Source organism: Acinetobacter sp. (assembly GCF_036659555.1).
Lineage (GTDB): Bacteria > Pseudomonadota > Gammaproteobacteria > Pseudomonadales > Moraxellaceae > Acinetobacter.
Genome location: NZ_JAVXCI010000001.1, coordinates 41,297 through 59,143, shown reverse-complemented (window position 1 = coordinate 59,143; position 17,847 = coordinate 41,297). Strand labels below are relative to the sequence as shown.

Annotated in this window: 17 protein-coding genes; 10 read left to right on the top strand and 7 right to left on the bottom strand. The window is 50.5% G+C overall.

Annotated features, from left to right (window positions below; all coding sequences use genetic code 11):
* Nucleotides 1-56: 56 nt before the first annotated feature.
* Nucleotides 57-1,226: a ribosomal protein uL16 3-hydroxylase gene (locus RSA72_RS00330; RefSeq protein WP_332623331.1), complete on the top strand. Its 1,170-nt coding sequence runs from the start codon at nucleotides 57-59 to the stop codon at nucleotides 1,224-1,226.
* Nucleotides 1,227-1,733: 507 nt separating this feature from the next.
* Here RSA72_RS00330 and RSA72_RS00325 read toward each other — a convergent pair.
* Genes RSA72_RS00325 through RSA72_RS00300 form a run of 6 tightly spaced genes read right to left on the bottom strand, consistent with a single transcriptional unit; the run spans nucleotide 1,734 to nucleotide 7,600 of the window.
* Nucleotides 1,734-2,678: a phosphatidate cytidylyltransferase gene (locus RSA72_RS00325; RefSeq protein WP_068910860.1), complete on the bottom strand. Its 945-nt coding sequence runs from the start codon at nucleotides 2,676-2,678 to the stop codon at nucleotides 1,734-1,736.
* Entirely contained in the window at nucleotides 2,675-3,340 is a 666-nt protein-coding gene (locus RSA72_RS00320; protein WP_332632607.1) for a lysophospholipid acyltransferase family protein, read from the bottom strand. The genes RSA72_RS00325 and RSA72_RS00320 overlap by 4 nt, the downstream gene beginning before the upstream one ends.
* Before the next feature lie 2 nt (nucleotides 3,341-3,342).
* On the bottom strand, nucleotides 3,343-3,786 hold the full coding sequence (locus RSA72_RS00315) for a hypothetical protein (protein ID WP_332623334.1): 444 nt from the start codon (nucleotides 3,784-3,786) through the stop codon (nucleotides 3,343-3,345).
* Nucleotides 3,783-5,144, bottom strand: coding sequence for a phosphatase PAP2/dual specificity phosphatase family protein (locus RSA72_RS00310; protein WP_332632605.1), 1,362 nt, complete (start codon nucleotides 5,142-5,144; stop codon nucleotides 3,783-3,785). The genes RSA72_RS00315 and RSA72_RS00310 overlap by 4 nt, the downstream gene beginning before the upstream one ends.
* Nucleotides 5,145-5,180: 36 nt before the next feature.
* Nucleotides 5,181-6,944 carry a bifunctional alpha/beta hydrolase/class I SAM-dependent methyltransferase gene (locus RSA72_RS00305; protein WP_332623200.1) on the bottom strand — a complete coding sequence of 588 codons (1,764 nt, stop codon included), beginning with the start codon at nucleotides 6,942-6,944 and terminating at the stop codon, nucleotides 5,181-5,183.
* A 29-nt stretch (nucleotides 6,945-6,973) separates the two neighbouring features.
* Nucleotides 6,974-7,600, bottom strand: a complete 627-nt coding sequence (locus tag RSA72_RS00300; RefSeq protein ID WP_332623202.1) for a CDP-alcohol phosphatidyltransferase family protein — start codon at nucleotides 7,598-7,600, stop codon at nucleotides 6,974-6,976.
* 425 nt (nucleotides 7,601-8,025) lie between these two features.
* Between RSA72_RS00300 and ybaK the strand changes: the two genes are divergently transcribed.
* Nucleotides 8,026-8,493: a Cys-tRNA(Pro) deacylase gene (ybaK, locus tag RSA72_RS00295; RefSeq protein WP_332623203.1), complete on the top strand. Its 468-nt coding sequence runs from the start codon at nucleotides 8,026-8,028 to the stop codon at nucleotides 8,491-8,493.
* Nucleotides 8,494-8,682: 189 nt separating this feature from the next.
* On the opposite strand, the gene RSA72_RS00290 is transcribed toward ybaK, so the two are convergent.
* Nucleotides 8,683-9,048, bottom strand: a complete 366-nt coding sequence (locus tag RSA72_RS00290; RefSeq protein ID WP_332623204.1) for a hypothetical protein — start codon at nucleotides 9,046-9,048, stop codon at nucleotides 8,683-8,685.
* 306 nt (nucleotides 9,049-9,354) lie between these two features.
* Between RSA72_RS00290 and RSA72_RS00285 the strand changes: the two genes are divergently transcribed.
* The 8 genes from RSA72_RS00285 to RSA72_RS00250 all read left to right on the top strand — a co-directional run bounded on the left by RSA72_RS00285 (nucleotide 9,355) and on the right by RSA72_RS00250 (nucleotide 17,723).
* Nucleotides 9,355-9,876, top strand: coding sequence for a lysozyme inhibitor LprI family protein (locus RSA72_RS00285; RefSeq protein ID WP_332623205.1), 522 nt, complete (start codon nucleotides 9,355-9,357; stop codon nucleotides 9,874-9,876).
* A gap of 170 nt (nucleotides 9,877-10,046) precedes the next feature.
* Nucleotides 10,047-11,702, top strand: coding sequence for a tetratricopeptide repeat protein (locus tag RSA72_RS00280; protein ID WP_332623206.1), 1,656 nt, complete (start codon nucleotides 10,047-10,049; stop codon nucleotides 11,700-11,702).
* Between the two features lie 194 nt (nucleotides 11,703-11,896).
* Entirely contained in the window at nucleotides 11,897-14,008 is a 2,112-nt protein-coding gene (mtlD, locus tag RSA72_RS00275; protein WP_332623208.1) for a bifunctional mannitol-1-phosphate dehydrogenase/phosphatase, read from the top strand.
* 126 nt (nucleotides 14,009-14,134) lie between these two features.
* Nucleotides 14,135-14,761 (top strand): 2'-5' RNA ligase family protein, encoded by a 627-nt coding sequence (locus RSA72_RS00270; RefSeq protein WP_332632604.1) that lies wholly within the window; start codon nucleotides 14,135-14,137, stop codon nucleotides 14,759-14,761.
* On the top strand, nucleotides 14,758-15,279 hold the full coding sequence (cobU, locus tag RSA72_RS00265) for a bifunctional adenosylcobinamide kinase/adenosylcobinamide-phosphate guanylyltransferase (RefSeq protein WP_332624726.1): 522 nt from the start codon (nucleotides 14,758-14,760) through the stop codon (nucleotides 15,277-15,279). The genes RSA72_RS00270 and cobU overlap by 4 nt, the downstream gene beginning before the upstream one ends.
* Nucleotides 15,276-16,328: a nicotinate-nucleotide--dimethylbenzimidazole phosphoribosyltransferase gene (gene cobT, locus RSA72_RS00260; protein WP_332624727.1), complete on the top strand. Its 1,053-nt coding sequence runs from the start codon at nucleotides 15,276-15,278 to the stop codon at nucleotides 16,326-16,328. The genes cobU and cobT overlap by 4 nt, the downstream gene beginning before the upstream one ends.
* A 52-nt stretch (nucleotides 16,329-16,380) precedes the next feature.
* On the top strand, nucleotides 16,381-16,983 hold the full coding sequence (locus tag RSA72_RS00255) for a histidine phosphatase family protein (RefSeq protein ID WP_332632602.1): 603 nt from the start codon (nucleotides 16,381-16,383) through the stop codon (nucleotides 16,981-16,983).
* Entirely contained in the window at nucleotides 16,980-17,723 is a 744-nt protein-coding gene (locus RSA72_RS00250) for an adenosylcobinamide-GDP ribazoletransferase (protein ID WP_332624478.1), read from the top strand. Before RSA72_RS00255 ends, RSA72_RS00250 begins: the two co-directional genes overlap by 4 nt.
* Nucleotides 17,724-17,847: the final 124 nt, after the last annotated feature.

The window sequence follows — 17,847 nt, the reverse complement described above, 5'->3', positions numbered from 1 at the left end:
TTGCGCAGAGATGCGTCTCAAGGGACAATACGCAAAATTTAACGCGTAGTTTTGTTATGTCCCAACCCATAGATATTTTAGGCGGCATTTCCGCCGAGCAGTTTCTTGCCGAATACTGGCAGAAAAAACCTTTGCTGGTGCGCAATGCCTTGCCGGAAATTGCCGGCTTGCTGGAGCCGGATGATGTGATGGAGCTGGCGCTGGAAGAGCACATCAGCGCGCGCCTGATCAAGCAGAAAGACAAAGACCCGGAGCAGTGGACAGTGAAATCTTCTCCGCTGATTAAGGGCGACTTTCAGAAAATGCCGAAGCTTTGGACTTTGCTGGTGCAGGCTGTGGATCATTATTCCTTTGACCTTTCGGAACTTTGGAAGAAGTTTTCCTTCATTCCGCAATGGCGCCGTGATGACATTATGGTGTCCTATGCGCCGAAAGGCGGTTCAGTTGGCAAGCATTTTGATTTTTACGATGTGTTTTTGGTGCAAGGCTATGGCCACAGGCGCTGGCAGCTGGGGCAAATGTGTGATGCAGACACCGAGTTCGCAGCCGGGCAGCCGCTGCGCCTGCTGCCGGATATGGAAGTGAATTTTGATGAAGTGCTGGCGCCGGGCGACTTGTTGTATGTGCCGCCGGGCCTGTCGCATTACGGCGTTGCGGAAGATGAGTGCCTGACGTTTTCTTTCGGTTTCCGCATGCCGAATATTACGGAAATGATGGACCGCGTCAGCGACAAATTTTCGGATGATCAGCTGCTGAAGAACCCGCTTGCAGACATCATCCGCGATCAGCACAGCCCGATTGGGCAAATCACCCAAAATGAGCTGAAATATCTGAAAGAAAAACTGTTTGAACAATTGCAGAATCCGGCAGTGCTGGAAGACGCCATTATGAGCCTGATGTCTGAGCCGAAATATCCGGAAAATATTCCGGAAGCGGAAGAAATTGGCGCCGGCGATCTGGAAGAAGCGCTGGAGCAGGGCTATCAGCTGATGCTGGAGCCTGCGTCCCGCCTGCTGTATACAGATCAGGACGATGCGCTGCTGTTTTGGGCCAATGGCGAAGGCATCTGCATTTCAGAGCAGTTTGCGCCGTATTTGAAGCAGCTGGCGGATGGCCAGCCGATTGCTCTGGATGAAGCGCTGTTTGATCAGGAGATTCTGGAAGATATTGCGCAGCTGCTGAATGACTCCGTGCTGATGCTGCTTCCAGCGGAAGCGGGTGAATAAACCCTGTAAATCACCGTAAAATAAGGCTTATTGCCCGCTGCGGCATCGCCTGATTTAAAGCAAAACCTGAGCCTGTAAAGTTGAAATATAAGTGAGAACACGTATTTTAATAAGGCTCGGGTTTTTTCATATCAGCACACCTGTTTTATCAATTGCTTAGAGCCGTTTTAAAAGTATAAAGGCAAGACTAATGCTGCTCAGTTAAGCGTAATTTTATTAGACTTCTTTCATAAATTAACAAATGATCATTAATTGGCAGTGGAATTAATATTGAAAAGCTCCTTCTCTTGCTTCATATATGGCTCAGGGAGAAGGTTAAGATGAGGGAGTTTTTTTAATAAAATCCTCTCCCTGAGCGGTATTCCGCGCAAGTCTCCTTAAAAAGGAGAGGGAATTCCCATTGTGAATTAAATATTGTGCAAAATGATTTATGAAAGAGTTTATTACTGAGAATTAAAAATGCTTAATTGACTGGCCTTATCACAGCCAGCTGCTTTTAACGCATGCTTATGACCACCAATAGCGCAAAATATGAAAGAAAATAGGCGCAGAGAAGCAGATGGAATCAATCCGGTCCAGCATGCCGCCGTGCCCGTGAATCAGCTGCCCCCAGTCCTTCACGCCGCGGTCGCGCTTAATAGCGGACATCACCAGCCCGCCAAAAAAGCCGAAGATGCAAACAATAAAGCCAATCAGCGCAGCCTGCCAGTAGCTGAACGGTGTCAGCCAAGACATCGCCACGCCTAAAGCGGTGGCAAGGGCAATCCCGCCAATTAAGCCTTCAATGGTTTTTGACGGCGACAGAACCGGCGCGACCTTGTGCTTACCGAATAATTTTCCGCAGACATACTGCAGCACATCAGAGGTTTGCACCACCATAATCAGCCAGAGCGCCAGCCAGATTTTATCGCCCTGAAAGCCCGGGAGCTTCAGATTGATCAGTGCAGGGACGTGGGAAATGCAGAATACGCACACCATCAGCCCCCATTGAATTTTAGCGCTGCGCTCTAAGAAAAAGGTGGTATCTTCCTGCTTGAGCGTGGCAATGGGAATCAGTAAAAATACGTACAGCGGGATGAAGATGGAATACAGGCCGTACCAGTCAATGTAGACCAGATAATATTGATAGGGAATGACAAAATAAAACGCGATCAGCAGCGGAAAATAGTCGCCGCGCCGTGTCGGCAGCAGGCTGATGAATTCGCGCAAGGCAAACAGGGAAATTAAGCCGAACAGGATGATAAATGTGATTTTTCCAATCAGAATGGCTGTGCCTAAAACCAGCAGCATGACCCACCATGCATTGATGCGCGCGTTTAAATTATCAATGACCGGCGCAGGCTTCAGCCCGGCTTTGCGCTTTAAAATATGCCCAATGCTGGAGGCAATCACTAAAATAGCGGCAAAAATGCCGAATAATAGATAGGTCATCTGCAAATTGGTTAAATTCATTGATATTCAACCTCTTTTAATTTAAGCAATTCGCTTTGCGCATACTGCAGAAATTCAGCTTTATCCTGCATCAGCTGCGTGTTCAATGGACAGCCAAAGATGACGGTGGACAGCAGCGGCAGCGGCACCAAAGCGCCTTTAGGCATGACGCGCTTTAAATTGGAAATCCACACCGGGACAATTTCAACGTCTGGAAACTGCTGCTTAAGATGGTAAAGGCCGCTTTTAAACTGCAGCAGCTCAACATCATCATCTAAATTGCGTGTGCCTTCCGGGAAGAAAATAATTGAATAGCCTTCTGCGAGCACCGCTTTTACCGGCTGCAAGGGGTCTTCGCCGTTCCCGCCGCTGCGCCGTATGGTGACGCCGGAAAAAGCATCCTGAATTAAAAATCGCCGCAAACCGTCTTTCAGCCAGTAATCTGAGGCGGCAACCGGGCGGGTCCGGCAGCGGATATGCCTGGGCAAAGATGACCACAGCAAAATAAAATCGATATGGCTGTTGTGATTGGCGAAGTAAATCCGCTGCTTCATTTCCGGCTTGCACCCGGCCCAAAGGCTGCGCGCGCCGGTTAATAGGCGCGCGCCGCGCCGGGTCAAAAATGCGATAAAGCGGGCGCAGGCTCGGGACAGTAAGTTGGGCTTTCTTTCGGTCTGCGGCATGGTCAACTGGCCTGATAATTTATTGTTAAAGTCCAAAACGCTAGGCAAATTAGAGCAAGATACTGCATAAATAGCAAACAGGCTTGCGCTTTAAACAGCCGGATGCAGCCCTGAAGCCGCTCAGTCCAGCCGCGGCCGGCTTTCGCCTGAGGCATCAGCTTGAGCTGAATTAAGCTTTGGTCTAAATCTGCCGTGATTTCATGCAGAGGCTGTTCAGACTGCGCTAAGGCCTCCAGCAGCCGGGCATCGAACAGCACCCGTATGGACAGGTAATGATGCGCCGCCAGCAGCAGTGAACAGAAAATCAGCGCGGAAAAGCGGTACAGGCTGAATGAATTGAACTGCAGCAGGAGCATAAAGCTGAGCCCAAAGGCCGCATAGCCTGACAGCAGCAGCCCGCGCGTGGACTGCAGCAGCTTGCTCAGTACCGTCAAATTCATTTTCATGGCGCAGGCCCTTTTAACTGGCGCTGATAGCTTTCCAGCTGCTGCATTTGCGGTGCTCTGATGACCACCCACGGCCGCGCGGACTGAATCAGCGCAACCGCCTGCGCTGCGGATGCTGCATGGCCTTGCTGCATGAGCCACGCCGCTAAAATAGCGCTGCTGCGGGAGTAGCCCAAGGCGCAGAAAATCAGCAGCTTTTGCGCTTGGCCTGAAGAATTATCCAGTTCTGCAAACAGCTGCTGAAACTGGTTTGCTGCCTCCGCCAATTGAGCTGCCTGAAGGGGCATAAGGTCCAGGCTGATGAACTGCCGGTAAGCGCAGCCCGCCTGCACGGGAAGCTCTGCACAGGCATCAAACAGCGCCGCATAGTTTTGCGCATGGCTTGTATTTGGAATCCGGCCTAAATAAATTTCAGTGTGTTCAATGCGGATGATCTTGGAATCTTCCGGATGCTTGCGGGTCCAAAAGCGGCTGTTCAGCCATGCAAAGCAGAAATAAGGCGCAAATAGCAGCCAAGCGCCTGCAGTCATTCTGCCATTGGCCTGCTTTTGAAAAAAATGCGGGCGGTTCAGCGCATAAGCGCTGCTGACCATGAGCAGGCTAGCGGCGGGATACAGCAGCCATAAAGTCCATGACCGGAGGAGATAAGCCGTCAGGGTCAACATAATGGCAGCGCTTAAATAGTAAAGCGCCAGTTTGAAATGTTTGGGCGAGGTGCGGGAAAGGCGGTTATTGCGCCAAGGCGCTTTAGCCGTAACAGGAAACAGCCAGAGGCAAAGCGCGCCGGCTAATAGCCCTGTCGGGATATCAATAAAGTGATGCTGCCATGTGGTCAGCACCGATAAGCCGATTAAAAATGCCCAAATATCGGCAACACGCTTCCAGCGGCCGGGCGCATGGCGCCGGTAAAAATCCCACAGGATGATCAGCAGGACAATATGCAGCGAGGGCGCCTGATTAAACGGCTTGTCAAAGCCCATCAGCACATCAAACCATAAGCCGAAGAAGCCCTGCAGTTCGGGGCGCTCAAAGCTGAATTTCAGCGGAAACAGCAGAAAGCAGCTGATAGAAATCAACTGCGCCGCTAACAGGCGCAATACATGCTGGCGCAGTTCAAATTTATTCCAGCACAGCAGCAGCGACAGGCCATAAAACAGGTCAATTGACCAGTAAGGCACAATTGTCCAAGGCCAGAGCGGAATATGCTTTTCCCAGCCAAAGACCATCACGGGAACCTCAGCCAGCCCTGCAGCATATTGGTTGGCGAAGCCGTAACTTAAAAAAAACAGCGGCGCAAGAAACAGCAGGCAGAGCAGCCCCCATCGCCATGTGCCGCTTTGCTTAGTCAGTTCCTGCATGCAGACCTCTTTCATGATGAATTATGGATGGGCCGCTTAGGGCTTGCTTTTTAATTTTTTCGCTACGGAAACGGTAAAAATGCCAAAGTCATCAATGCATTGGTCGATCTTCTGAAAGCCGGCTTCTTCCACCAGCGCGTCCATTTCCGCCTGAGAGCGCAGGCGCATGACCCATGCATTGCCTGCGCGGTGAGAGGTCAGCGCGCGGGCGATGAATTCCTGCTGCGGATGCCAAATTTGACCGGTATAAATCAGATAGCCTTCATCTTCTAGCGCTTGGCTCAGGCCTTGCAGCGACTGGCGCAGCAGGTCATTATCATTGAACAGCTCATACAGTCCGGACACCACCGCCAAATTCGGCTTCGGTTCGACATGGGCCAAAGATTCGGCATTAAAGGCGTCCGCTTCGGCAAATTGCGCAATATCCTGCAGGCCGCGCTCCGCAATCAGGGCTTGGCCGGCTTTGACATTCACCGGGCTGTAGTCGCGCAGTAAAATGGAGGCCGGGCGCTGAGGCAATTGCGCTGCGGCGTCTAAAATATAGCGCCCATGGCCCGCAGCGATATCCATGATCTTCAGCGCTTTGCCCTGTTCCAGCAGAACCTTCGCGTATTTGTTCAGCAGCGCTTCTATATTCTGCTTGCGCACCCGTATGCCGCGCCAGCCAATCGCATTCAGATATTGGCGGTCAATGATTTTGCCGATGGGATTGGCGCTTTCAGCCTGATTGCGGTAGACGAAATCCAGCGTGCTGCCGGAGTCATAGCCGGTTTCTTCGCCAATTTTCAGGCCTTTGGACAGCAGGCTGCCTATTTTCAGGTTCTTTTTAGTCAGCGCCCAAAAAGACTGCTTGATGGATTTAGGCGGCAGCGCTGCGCTGAGGTTTTCCGCCACGGCGCAGCTGGCGCCAATTTTGTCGGCATGCAGCACATTCGGCGCCTGATAGGGCTTGGCAAAGCATTGCACGATAAAGCGGCGGATTTTCTGCAGGGCAATCCCGCGCTGCTTTTCACCTAAAGTGTCATGGTAAAAGCCGTCTAAGATATGGAATTCTTTATGCGGATGCGGCAGTTTTTGATAAAAGTCCCACTGCGGTTTCTGATGCACCACAAAATCTGAGCCTGAACTCAGCACCTGCGTCGGCACATAAATATTTTGCGCATCATCAACAATGCGTTTAGACGCAGCGTACAGCCCCAGCAGCATGCGCACGGAAATCGCCCGGGCAATTTTCGGGTCGGTGCCGTAGCTTTGCGCGCGTTCTTCATCATGGGTCAGCATTTTGGCTTTGACATAGCTGTTAATGAAAAAATTGCCTTTGAGCTGGCTCAGGACGCTTAAGCCGGGTTTGGCAAAAGGCACATACAGCTTAATGTCAAAGGCCGGAGAGGCTAGGCAAAGCGCGCGGATTTTAGGGGCATAATCATGCACCCACGCGGAGGCCATGACCGCGCCAACGCTTTGCGCAACTACGGCAATGTTTTTAGAATCAATGCTGTAGCGCTGCTGAATATGCTGTACAAAGTATTGAATGTCCTTGACGCAGGCGGAGAAGCTCGGCGCATCGCCGCGTTCGCCGGGAGATTCGCCGTGGCCGCGGGCATCCCAGGCGAAAAAGTCAAACTCGGGCAGCTGCAGCTCTTCAACCAGATGCGCCATGCGGCCGGAGTGTTCATGGCCGCGGTGGAACAGCAAAACCGCTTTCTTGGGTTTGGATTTGGACGCGGTGCTGCGCCAATGCCGGTAAAACAGCTCAGTGCCGTCATGCGTTTTAAAGGTGTGCTGATTATTGTTATGCATTGCTAATCCCATTTTTAAAGGTGATAAAATTATTTCAAGCTGTTTTTAATCCGGTTATAGACCGTAAGGCAGAGCAGCAGGTTAATCAGCGCAAGCAAGCCGCTGCAGAGGTAAAACAGCAGCTGCGCTGAAAATTCCAGCCAGTGCTGCGCCAGTAAAATGATGCAAATCAGGCTGAACCAGAAGGCGCGGTCGCTTTTCCCCATCGGGCCATCGTAGCGCCGTTCCTGACCCACTAGAGGCGCCATTACCCCGGCATATTCAGCTAAAATAGCAAGGAAAGCCGCCAGCAGCAGCAGTTCATTCTGCACAGCGCTGAAAGCAATCAGGCAAAGGTACAGCGCGGTATCGGAAATGATGTCGCAGAGTTCATTATAGAAAGCGCCCAGTTTGGACTGCTGCTGAAACTCGCGCGCCAGCATGCCGTCGATGGCATTAAACGCCATGCGCAGCAGCATCCACAATGGAAACAGCAAGATCAGCCAATTGACTGCATGCTTCAGGTAGTAAGCGTACAGGCCAGCAGCCAGCCCCACTGAAATGAACATGGCGCTCAGCGTCACCGCATTTGCGCTCACGCCCATGCGGTACAGCGCTTTGACCAATGGACGCAATAAATTTTGAAATGCGGGCTTTAATTGGTAAATAGAAGGCATTGTCTTTATTTTAGCGTCTGATTTTGCATGGATTTTAAACGTTTTTCTCAGCTGTTTTCAATTGTATTTATATTCTGCCGTTTTTCAGGTTTAAAATGTGCGCATTAAGTTTTTCTGAATGGCGCAGGATGTTGATCATCCAATCCGCTTTCTGCATGCATATAAGATAGTAGCGCCGTAAATCAGCTGGCTTGGCCCTAAAAAGCATTCAGTGCTTTTCCTATTCTAAAGCTGGCATCCTGCTTAGGACTTGTGCGGCTGCGGTTATTTTAAGCGCAGCAGTTTTTCTCAGTTATTTGCTGAATTTGAAAGATGTGCGATTTAAAGCCAGTGAATTAAAGCAGCCGAATCTGCCAAGCGCTGCAAAATCTGCAATGAAAAGCATATAATGCAGTGATTGTTTTTAGATAATCCTGAAAAAAGAAATGACGCCCGCCTGTAAACTTTTAAAATCGAACAAAATTGAATTTTCTATTCATGAATATGAACATGACCCCGCGGCCAAAAGCTTTGGCCTTGAAGCTGCTGAAAAACTGGGGCTGACGGTTGAAGAAGTGTTCAAAACGCTGATGGTCACCGATGATAAGAATTACTTTATTACCGTGCTGCCTGTGGAATATCAGCTGAATTTGAAAAAAGCAGCGTCTGCTTTCGGCTGCAAAAAACTGCATATGGCAGACCCGAAAGTTGCTGAACGTTTAACTGGCTATCTGGTCGGCGGCATCAGCCCAGTCGGGCAGAAGAAACGCTTAAAAACCGTGATTGACGCTTCTGCAGAAAGCTTGGCGAAAATGTATGTCAGCGGCGGCAAGCGAGGCCTGGACATCGGCTTAAAGCCGCAAGACTTGGCCAAAGTTTTGGGCGCGCAGTTTGCTGATGTGATTGATGAGTAATCATCTTGCTTAGCGGCATAAATGTGCGTGCGAATTTTACCGCTGCTCACATAATTTACGCTTTCTTATTTTAACCCAAAATAAGCGTAAAACAGTGCAGAATTAGAGCCTTAAGGTTGAATTCATTGCAAAAAAGATCAGTTTTTCCATAAGGCTATGTCTTGCTTGCTGATTTTACTTGCTTGTTAATTATCGGGCAGGGCTTAAGGAGCCGGAAATTTTGAAATCCCGCGCTTTAACCCAGCCGGATGTGTCATTGCCGTTCCTGTCAATGTACATGACATAAAGCCAAGTCTGATTTTCATTTTTGAATTCTTGGTATGCAATGACCGAGTCTTTCGGTATTACGAATAGGTTTTTGATCTTGCATTGATTTGATGGCGCTGAATGGAAATATGTGCGGAAGCCTTTATTCCCTTGAACGACAAAGCTGTATTTTGTTCCAAACATCGTCCCATTATCATCAGCAATTTTTGCAAGACGGTCACATGATGGGGAAGCCCAAACGGCAGCGCTGCAAGCTGATGCAATGGCTAAGAGGAGTAATTTTTTCATTCGTTTTTCTCTTGATTAAGGTATGTGGCTCGACTGGATTGATTGCTTAGCGTAGCAGGTTGTAAGGCCATTATAAACCAGACATTTTATCGGGTTCTAACAGGGTCACTTTATGTAACGTCCGCTATATTAAATGCAGGTACACTTCAATGGTTTTTTATTGCATAAGTTTAATTTTTCCGCGTATATCTCACGAAAGTCTTATAGAAAATAATGGCTCTTAATCAAAACCCTCTACAGTATTAAAAATATCATATATGATCGTTTTTTATGAAAAACTATTTTATACAGAAGCTTGAGACATCTATGTTTATTGTTAAATCATTTATCAGCAAGCCGCCAGTTCTATTTATGATTGGCTGTATTTCTAGTTATTCGTATGCTGCAGAAAGCTTAGCCGAAAAATATGGAAAATCAGATCAGGCTCATAATGATTATATTGGCGCCATTTATGTAAGTGAAGCTAATATGAATACTTATCAAGAATTTAAAAATGATATTGGATTCAATAAATCGCTGCAAAAAGAAAAAAACAACTTAGAAATAAATTACATTAAAGATCAATGCTCACAACTCGCAAATATTGAAATGATAGGGTGTTTGCAGGATTTAGCTAATGATATTTATAATCAAATTGAAATTGAAGAAAATAAATATACAACAGCCAAAGCGAAGAAGGCATTTTCTGCATGGAAAAACTATGCGGCAACTCAATGTGAAGCAATTTCAGATACTGCCGGTCAAGGATCTCTGGCGCCGGCCCTTTATGCTCGATGTTCAGTACAGTTAAACCAAGATTATTTAAATGCATTATCTGATTTATATTAAGGGCTGTTGAGAGTTAACGTGAGTTAAAAAAGCCGGCTGCATTAAAAAACAGCCGGAAATGACCCGGTAATGACCCGGTAATGACCCGGTAATGACCCGTTAATGGCTGGAGAATTCCTAAAAAAATCCTATATACTCAAATGCTTAAAAATAAAATATGAACCATCGGCATGCATCAGCGCTTTTTAATTTTTCTCTGCTTTTCAGCGCTATTCGGGCTTTCCGGATGTGACCGGCAGGTCAGCGCATTCAAAGATTATCTGATTGAGAAAAAAGCGGAACAAGGCGATGCAGAAGCCATGTACCAGCTGGCCATGCGCCTGAAATCCAGCGATGCCAAGCTGTCTTTTGAATGGATGCTGAAAGCTGCCGATGCCGGCCATGCCTTAGCGCAGGAAGAAGCCATTGACCGGTTTATCCGGCGTGAATCGCCGTTTCATGACTATGACCAAGCCTATGCATACAGCCTGAAGCTGGCAAAGACCGGCAATGCGCTTGCCCAATCGCAGCTGGCATGGCTGCTGGTCAACGGCTATGGCGCAGAGCGCAATTTTGATGAAGGCCTGCAATGGTATATCCAAGCTGCCGGACAGGGGCATGCTTATTCCATGCAGTATCTGGGTTTCATGTATTTTACCGGCATGGGCGTGGCCGGCGACAACCAAGAAGCATTTCAATGGTTTAAAAAGGCTGCTGAAAAAGGCCAGAAAGAATCCCAGCTGCTGCTTGCCCATATGTATGAACAGGGTGTTGGAACCGCAGTCAATCCAGCGCAGGCTCAGCATTGGTTTGATGCCGTGGCGCCGTATCGTGAGCAGATTAAGCAGGGAAGAAGCATTATTCCAGAGTTTGATTTGGATGACAGCAGCATTGCAGAGCGGGTCAAATCACAGGCGGAAATCAATGGGAACAATCAAGGCCAGCCTTCTGCTTATTTTGAGCAGGACAGCAAGCGGTTCTATCAGCTGTATAATCTGGCCTTGGATTATCTGCACAGCAGCGCCGGCAGCAGCCATGCCCAAGCCTTTAAAATTTTCAATCAGCTGGATATTCATCACGAAGGCGTCAGCTACCACTTGGCGGAAATGTACCGGCAGGGCTTGGGCACTGCGCAAAATGCCGTCAAAGCCGCAGCGCTGTATGAACTGTCGCATCAGGCTGGAAATTGGCAGGCGTCTTACCGGCTGGGTGAAATGTATTTGAATGGCGCATCCGGCATGGTGCAGAATGACCAAAAAGCGCTGTACTGGTTTAAGGAATATCAAAAGAAAAGGCCGTCCGGCGCAGGGGACAAAATTGCTTTGCTCTATGCGCGCAATGCCCACACGCCGGCGGAAATGAAAAAAGCCATGCAGGATTTGGAAAAATTGGCAGCTTTGGGAAGCCAAGAGGCGATTTTCCAGCTGGCGCAATTTTATGAAAGCGGCACGGGCACGGCTAAAAATGAAGAGCAGGCGCTGTACTGGTATAAGCGCCTGGCCGACCGGGGCAACCCGCAGGCATTGGAAAAAATGGGCGATCTGTATATGAAAGGCGCAGCAGGCGTCATTAAAGACCGCCAAGCAGCTTATGACTGCTACCTGCAGGCTGCCATGCGCAAAAACCGCGCTGCCGAACAGAAAATGCTGAAGCTGGCGGAAACCGCCCCGGCCAGCCAGCAGTTTGAATTGGCGATGTCATATGCAGAGGGCGCACTCAGCAGCAGCCCCTTAAATAAAGCCGGAACAGCAGAAAAGCTGATGAACATGGCTGCAGCTAAGGGGCATCAGCATGCGCGGTTTTATTTAGAATCCCAGCGCCGTCATCAGGAAGCAAGCCGCAATTAAGCGCATTCCGCGGATTTTTTGCGCGGAATGCTTACATGGATTAACTTAAAAGTTGGAAAAACAATACAAAAAATAAAGCAAACAGGCAATTTTTGATTAAAAAATACTCAATATTGTTTCAATCTTTATGCTTTTTCCTTTGAGCGCATATTGTTCTATAGCATAAATCCTGAAAAAAATGCTTAGGGATATAAATGCTTAAATTTCATCAAAAAAACATCAATGGCGCAATTTTTGATATGGACGGAACCATGTTTGATACTGAACGGCTCCGGTTTCAAACCTTGAAACAGGCGTCTCTGGCGCTGCATGGCGTTGAATTTTCCGACGCCTATCTCATGGCCTGTTTAGGGCTGAGCGCCGCCAGCGCCGAAGCCTTGGCCAAGCAGGAATACGGCGAAGACATTCCCTATGCGGAAATCCGCCAGCGCGCAGATGCGCTGGAACTGGAAAGCGTGCGCCAATACGGCGTGCCGATTAAAAAAGGCTTGGTTCAGGTGCTGGAACGCCTGCGCAAATCCGGCCTGCGCATGGCGGTTGCGACTTCCAGCCGGCGCGCCATTGCGGAAGAATACTTGATCAATGCCAATGTCTATAAATTCTTTGATGTGTTGGTCTGCGGCGATGAAGTCAAGCAGGGCAAGCCGCATCCTGAAATTTTCATCACGGCTGCCGAAAAGCTGAATTTGGACCCGGCAGCCTGCCTGATGTTTGAAGATTCGGCCAACGGCCTGCGTTCAGCGCGTCAAGCGCGCGGCCTGACCATTCTGCTGAAAGATATTAAAGCGCCGAATGATGAAATGATGCGCAATGCGGATTTCTACTATGAAGATATGTATGCCTGCTTTGAAGATTTAGACCGCTTTGTCAGCCATCTGGCCATGCCGAAGCTCACGGATGCCTTTCCGCAAAGCCTGAACCAGCTCAGTGTAGGCATCCACGGCTTTGGCGCCATCGGCGGCGGCTATATTGCGCAGATTTTTTCGCAGTGGGATGGCTATACCCGGCCGAAACGCATCTATGCATCGACCCGCAACCCGCTGTATCAGTCCGCGGTCAATGCATTTGGCGCTTACTGCATCCGCTACGGCCAGGTGTCTTACGATGAACGGATTGAAAATATGCAGGTCATTGATGCGGGAAATTTGGAGCAGATGCAGGAAATGTATACGGAATCCTGCATGATAGCGGTGTGCCTGCCGGAACAGGCCATTGCGCAGGAAGCCAAAACAATTGCCCAGGGGCTGATGGCGCGCCACATGGCTTTTGAACAGCAGGAAGCGCCGCTGACTTTGCTGATTATCCTGAATAAAGTCGGCGCAAAGCAGCTGTTTATGCAAAAGGTCAAAAAAGCCCTGCTGGAGATTTCCGATGCAGAAATCGCCGAAAAAATTATGGCGCAGCACTATTTCTGCGACACGGTGGTGAACCGCATGGTATCCAAGCTCAGTGACCAGAACCTGTACCGCCAGTTGCGGATTAAGCACAGCATTTTCCAGCAGCACCGGCAGGAAGGCGAGGGTGATCAAATTGAACTGGAAGATGCGACCCGGCTCAATGCAGATCAGGAACGCCAGGCAGCGCTGTATGTGGAAGATTTGCGCCGCAATTTTCAGCCCAGCCATATTCTGCAGAATATGGACTTGATTCTGTTTAATGCGGAAACCGACATGCCGATTTATGCTGAAAATGCCAGCCCGCTGCTGAGCAAAATGCGCCAAATGATTCTGGTGGATAATATTGCGGATATTCAGCTGATTAAAAACCGGCTGTGGAATGGCGTGCATGCCATGACCGCGTGGCATGCCAGCCAGCTGGGGCATCCAGCCATTGGGCTGGCTATGGCCGATGCGCGCGTGCAGCGGTTTGCTGCGCAGCTGATGGCCGAGGTCAAGCAGGGGCTGAGCCTTGAAGTGCCGGAATATCGGCAGGATTTAGACCGGCTGGCGGATGCGTTTTTGGCCTCTTGCCAGAGCGCCTATAAAGACCCTTGCGCGCGCGTGGCGCGTGATCCGCTGCGCAAGCTGAATGCGCGGGAGCGCGTGCTGGGTTCGCTGGAAACGAATCTGAAACACGGGCTGCCGCATGAGGCGCTGCTGCGCGGCGCCATTTTGGGCTGCCTGTATGCCATTCAGCACGGCCAGGCCAGCCGTTCAGAGGCGCTGGCCCATGTGCAAAGCAATATCGGGCGCATGAAAATCGGCAGCGAACTGCAGCGGGAACTGTGCAGCCGCATCGAGCAGGGCATAGACCGGATGCTTATGGCTGGAGCGCAAGCGGAAAGGCTTGACGCAGTTGGCAGCTGAAATAGCCCCGAACCGCGGTGCATGAAGAAAATTCACGATTAAGGTGAATATTGTTAAAGAAACACATGCGCCGTGCAGCGGTGATTCATGATTAAATAGCGCAACTGATTTTGTTGTGAATGCTGCGTGTTTCTTTTGCCCTCTATGCCTGCTGTGCCGACCGCCGCTCAGGACTACCCTGAGTGGCATAAGGGCCGTCAGCGCTATGCCCTATGGTATTTGGAAATCCAGCAGCCGGAAGTATTGGCTTATTTGGCGCAGCTGCGGCGGCATTTTGCCGATTTCTTATTTCATCCGAATACCCGCCAGTTTCATATCACCTTGTTTGTCTGCGGCTTTCTGCATCAGCATAAGCGCTATGATGATGATTTCACTGATCTGGAATTAAACGCGCAGCTGCGGCAGTTGCAGCGGCTTGATCTTGCGCCATTCAAATTGAAAACTGGAAAAATCAACAGTTTTGAAAGCGCCTTGTTTATCGAAATTGAAGATGCAGAACAGGCCTTGGATGCAATCCGCCAGCAGCTGTCGCGGTGTTCAGGCGAAATTGCGCCTTTAAGCTATTGCCCGCATATTACCTTGGGTTTATACAGTCATGCTTTTAATAGCGGTGAAGTCTTCCGCCGTGCGGATGCAATTCAGCAGCAAAGCTTTGAGCTTGAAATACGGCAGCTGACTTTCGGCACTTATGCGACCCAGCAGCTGCAGGGGCTGCTGTCAGGCTATCAGCAATTTAATTTAGGTAATCTATGATTCAGCTTATTTTAGGTGGCGCGCGCTCCGGCAAAAGCCGCTTAGCCGAACAGTCAGCCATTTCATCCGCTTTGCCAGTGACTTATATTGCCACTGCGCAGGCATGGGATGATGAAATGCAGGCGCGGATTGCGCATCATCAGGCGCAGCGCCCGGCGGAGTGGCCGCTGATTGAGGAACCGCTGCATTTGGCCGAGCGCCTGCAGCGGATTGATCAGGCCGGCCAGATGATTTTGGTGGATTGTCTGACGCTGTGGATGAGCAATCTGCTGATGCAGGAAGATGCCCGGATGCAGCCGGATGAATGCGAAAAACTGCTGAAAGTTTTGCCTGAATTAAAGTCTGATATCATTTTAGTCAGCAATGAAACCGGTTTAGGCGTTGTGCCTATGGGGCAGATCAGCCGAAAATTTGTCGATGAGTCGGGCCGCCTGCATCAGCAGCTGGGGCAGATTGCCGATAAAGTGGTGTTCTGCGTGGCAGGATTCCCAATGATTTTAAAAGGAGAGAAAGCGTGAACTGGTGGTTGGAGGCGTGCAAGGCGCCAAGTGAAGAAGCAAGACAGCAGGCCGAAGTGCGCCAGCTTCAGTTAACCAAACCGACAGGCTCACTGTCTGAGCTGGAGCGCACGGCAGTTCTGCTGGCGGCGCTGCAGCATCGGGCCAAGCCGGAGATCAATCAGCCGTGGATCGCAATTTTTGCCGGCGATCATGGCGTGATGGAAGAAAATATTTCGGCCTATCCGCAGGCGGTTACCCGCCAGATGCTGCAGAATTTCGCCTCCGGCGGCGCCTGCATCAGCGTGATTGCGAAAGAATACAATGCGGCTCTGCAGGTGATTGACTGCGGTTCGGTAGGCGGTGCTTATGAATATGCTGGCGTAGAGCGCCACTGCATTATTCCGGGAACGGCCAACTTCGCCAAGCAGGCCGCCATGACTGAACAGCAGTGCATGCAGGCTATGAATTTAGGGCGCTTAAGCGCAGACAAAGCGCTGCAGCAGGGCGCGTCAATTTATGTTGCTGGGGAAATGGGCATCGGCAATACCTGTTCAGCTTCGGCGGTGGCCTGCTTCCTGCTGAATGAGCCGGCGGAACAGCTGACAGGCGTCGGCACAGGCATCCGTGCTGAGCAGCTGGCGCATAAGAAAAATGTGATTAATCAGGCTTTAGCCCTGCACAAAGATTATGCCGGCAATGACGCCTTTAAGGCCTTATGCGCAGTGGGCGGTTTGGAAATTGCCGCTATGGCCGGCGCGTATCTCCGCTGTGCGCAAATAGGCTTGCCTATTGTGGTGGATGGCTTTATTGCCACAGTTTCCGCTTTGGCTGCGGTGCGCATGAATCCTGCGGTGCGCGGTTGGATGCTGTTCGGCCATCAGTCTGCCGAATACGGCCACCGCCGCCTGCTGGATGAACTTCAGGCGGAACCTTTGCTGAAGCTGAACTTGCGCTTGGGCGAGGGCAGCGGCGCGGGGGCTGCGCTGGGCTTAATCAAGCTGGCCTGCAGCCTGCATAATAATATGGCGACTTTTGCGGAAGCTGCCGTTATTGGCGAAAAGGTTTAATTGCAACGTTAAGCGGAAAATTAATTGCAAAATCAGGCGCGGGAAGAAAAGCATGTATAGGATTGACCTGCTTCGGCATGGAGCAACAGAACTGAGCCATACGCTGCGCGGTTCAACCGATGACGCGCTGACGGCGGAAGGCTGGCAGCAGATGGAGCAGACGCTGGATCAATCCTTGGCGGCTAAAATACGCTGGGATGCAATTTTCAGTTCGCCATTGCAGCGCTGCCATGCGTTTGCAGCCAAGGCTGCAGCGCAGCTGGATCTGCCGCTCATTCCCGCGCCGTTGATGCAGGAAATGCATTTTGGCGACTGGGAAGCGGTTTCGGCGCAGCAGATTTATGAAACTGAGCCGGAAGCGCTGGAAAAGTTCTGGCTGCAGCCCACGCAATTTACCCCGCCGAATGCAGAAAGCCTGCTGGCTTTTGAACAGCGGATTCGCTCCGGGCTTGAACAGCTGCTGCAGCATATGCGTCAGCGTGGCCATCGGCGGGCCTTGCTGGTTACCCATGGCGGGGTGATTAAGCTGCTGAAATGCAAAGCGCAGCGCCAGCCTTTGGATGATGTGCTGAAAATGACTGCCGAATTGGGCCAGCTCAACAGCTTTGAACTGGCCGATGCAGATTCCATCCGTATTTTGGAGCAAGAAGCATGACGCCATTTTGGATTGCGCTGCAGTTTCTGACGGTTTTTCCGGTGCAGCTGAAAGCCATGCCCAGCAAAGAGCAGAATGGCCGGTCGCTGCTGTTTTATCCTGTCATTGGGCTGATGATTGGCCTGACGCTGTTTGCAATAGCCAGCGTGCTGCATGCGGTTCCTGCCGTGCTGCTGTCCAGCCTGATTCTGACGGTCTGGATCTGGCTGACCGGCGGCCTGCATCTGGACGGCCTAGCCGACACGGCCGATGCCTGGCTGGGCGGTTTTGGCGATGCTGAGCGCACTTTAAAAATCATGAAAGACCCGGCCTGCGGGCCGATTGGCGTGCTGAGCCTGATTCTGACGTGCCTGCTGAAATGGTCGGCTGTTTATCTGCTGCTGGAAAAGGGGCTGTATGCTGCGCTGATTTTATTTCCGGTATTGGGACGGCTTGCGCCGCTGTTTTTATTTTTAACCGCGCCTTATGTGCGTGAAAACGGCCTGGGCAGCGCTATGGATGCCTTTATTCCCAAAGTTGGCGCAATCGGTATTTTTATGGCCTGCATTGGCGCATCCGGCTATTTTTCATGGGCGGGATGGGTGGCCAGCTTATGCTTCCTGCTGAGCCTGATCTATTTGCGCCATAAGTTCATTCAGCGCATTGGCGGAATTACCGGCGATACCGTGGGCGCCAGCATTGAAATTGTGGAATGCGTGAGCCTTTTGGCTTTTGTGATTTGCAGTTTTTACGCTGCCTAGGCCGGTAAAACGGCCTGATCTTCAGATGCAAAAACGCTGGCTTGGGGAACTATGCTTAACTGACAGGCATCAGCCCTGAAAACCGCGTACCGTCCTGCATTTAGCCTTGAACGGCGCGCTGCGG

Coding starts and splice junctions, on each gene's coding strand:
- cobU (WP_332624726.1), top strand. CDS start 14,758: ATGATTCAGCTTATTTTAGGTGGCGCGCGCTCCGGCAAAAGCCGCTTA.
- RSA72_RS00320 (WP_332632607.1), bottom strand. CDS start 3,340: ATGCCGCAGACCGAAAGAAAGCCCAACTTACTGTCCCGAGCCTGCGCC.
- RSA72_RS00330 (WP_332623331.1), top strand. CDS start 57: ATGTCCCAACCCATAGATATTTTAGGCGGCATTTCCGCCGAGCAGTTT.
- RSA72_RS00305 (WP_332623200.1), bottom strand. CDS start 6,944: ATGCATAACAATAATCAGCACACCTTTAAAACGCATGACGGCACTGAG.
- RSA72_RS00290 (WP_332623204.1), bottom strand. CDS start 9,048: ATGAAAAAATTACTCCTCTTAGCCATTGCATCAGCTTGCAGCGCTGCC.
- RSA72_RS00250 (WP_332624478.1), top strand. CDS start 16,980: ATGACGCCATTTTGGATTGCGCTGCAGTTTCTGACGGTTTTTCCGGTG.
- RSA72_RS00310 (WP_332632605.1), bottom strand. CDS start 5,144: ATGCAGGAACTGACTAAGCAAAGCGGCACATGGCGATGGGGGCTGCTC.
- RSA72_RS00285 (WP_332623205.1), top strand. CDS start 9,355: ATGTTTATTGTTAAATCATTTATCAGCAAGCCGCCAGTTCTATTTATG.
- mtlD (WP_332623208.1), top strand. CDS start 11,897: ATGCTTAAATTTCATCAAAAAAACATCAATGGCGCAATTTTTGATATG.
- RSA72_RS00315 (WP_332623334.1), bottom strand. CDS start 3,786: ATGAAAATGAATTTGACGGTACTGAGCAAGCTGCTGCAGTCCACGCGC.
- RSA72_RS00325 (WP_068910860.1), bottom strand. CDS start 2,678: ATGAATTTAACCAATTTGCAGATGACCTATCTATTATTCGGCATTTTT.
- ybaK (WP_332623203.1), top strand. CDS start 8,026: ATGACGCCCGCCTGTAAACTTTTAAAATCGAACAAAATTGAATTTTCT.
- RSA72_RS00300 (WP_332623202.1), bottom strand. CDS start 7,600: ATGCCTTCTATTTACCAATTAAAGCCCGCATTTCAAAATTTATTGCGT.
- RSA72_RS00255 (WP_332632602.1), top strand. CDS start 16,381: ATGTATAGGATTGACCTGCTTCGGCATGGAGCAACAGAACTGAGCCAT.
- RSA72_RS00280 (WP_332623206.1), top strand. CDS start 10,047: ATGCATCAGCGCTTTTTAATTTTTCTCTGCTTTTCAGCGCTATTCGGG.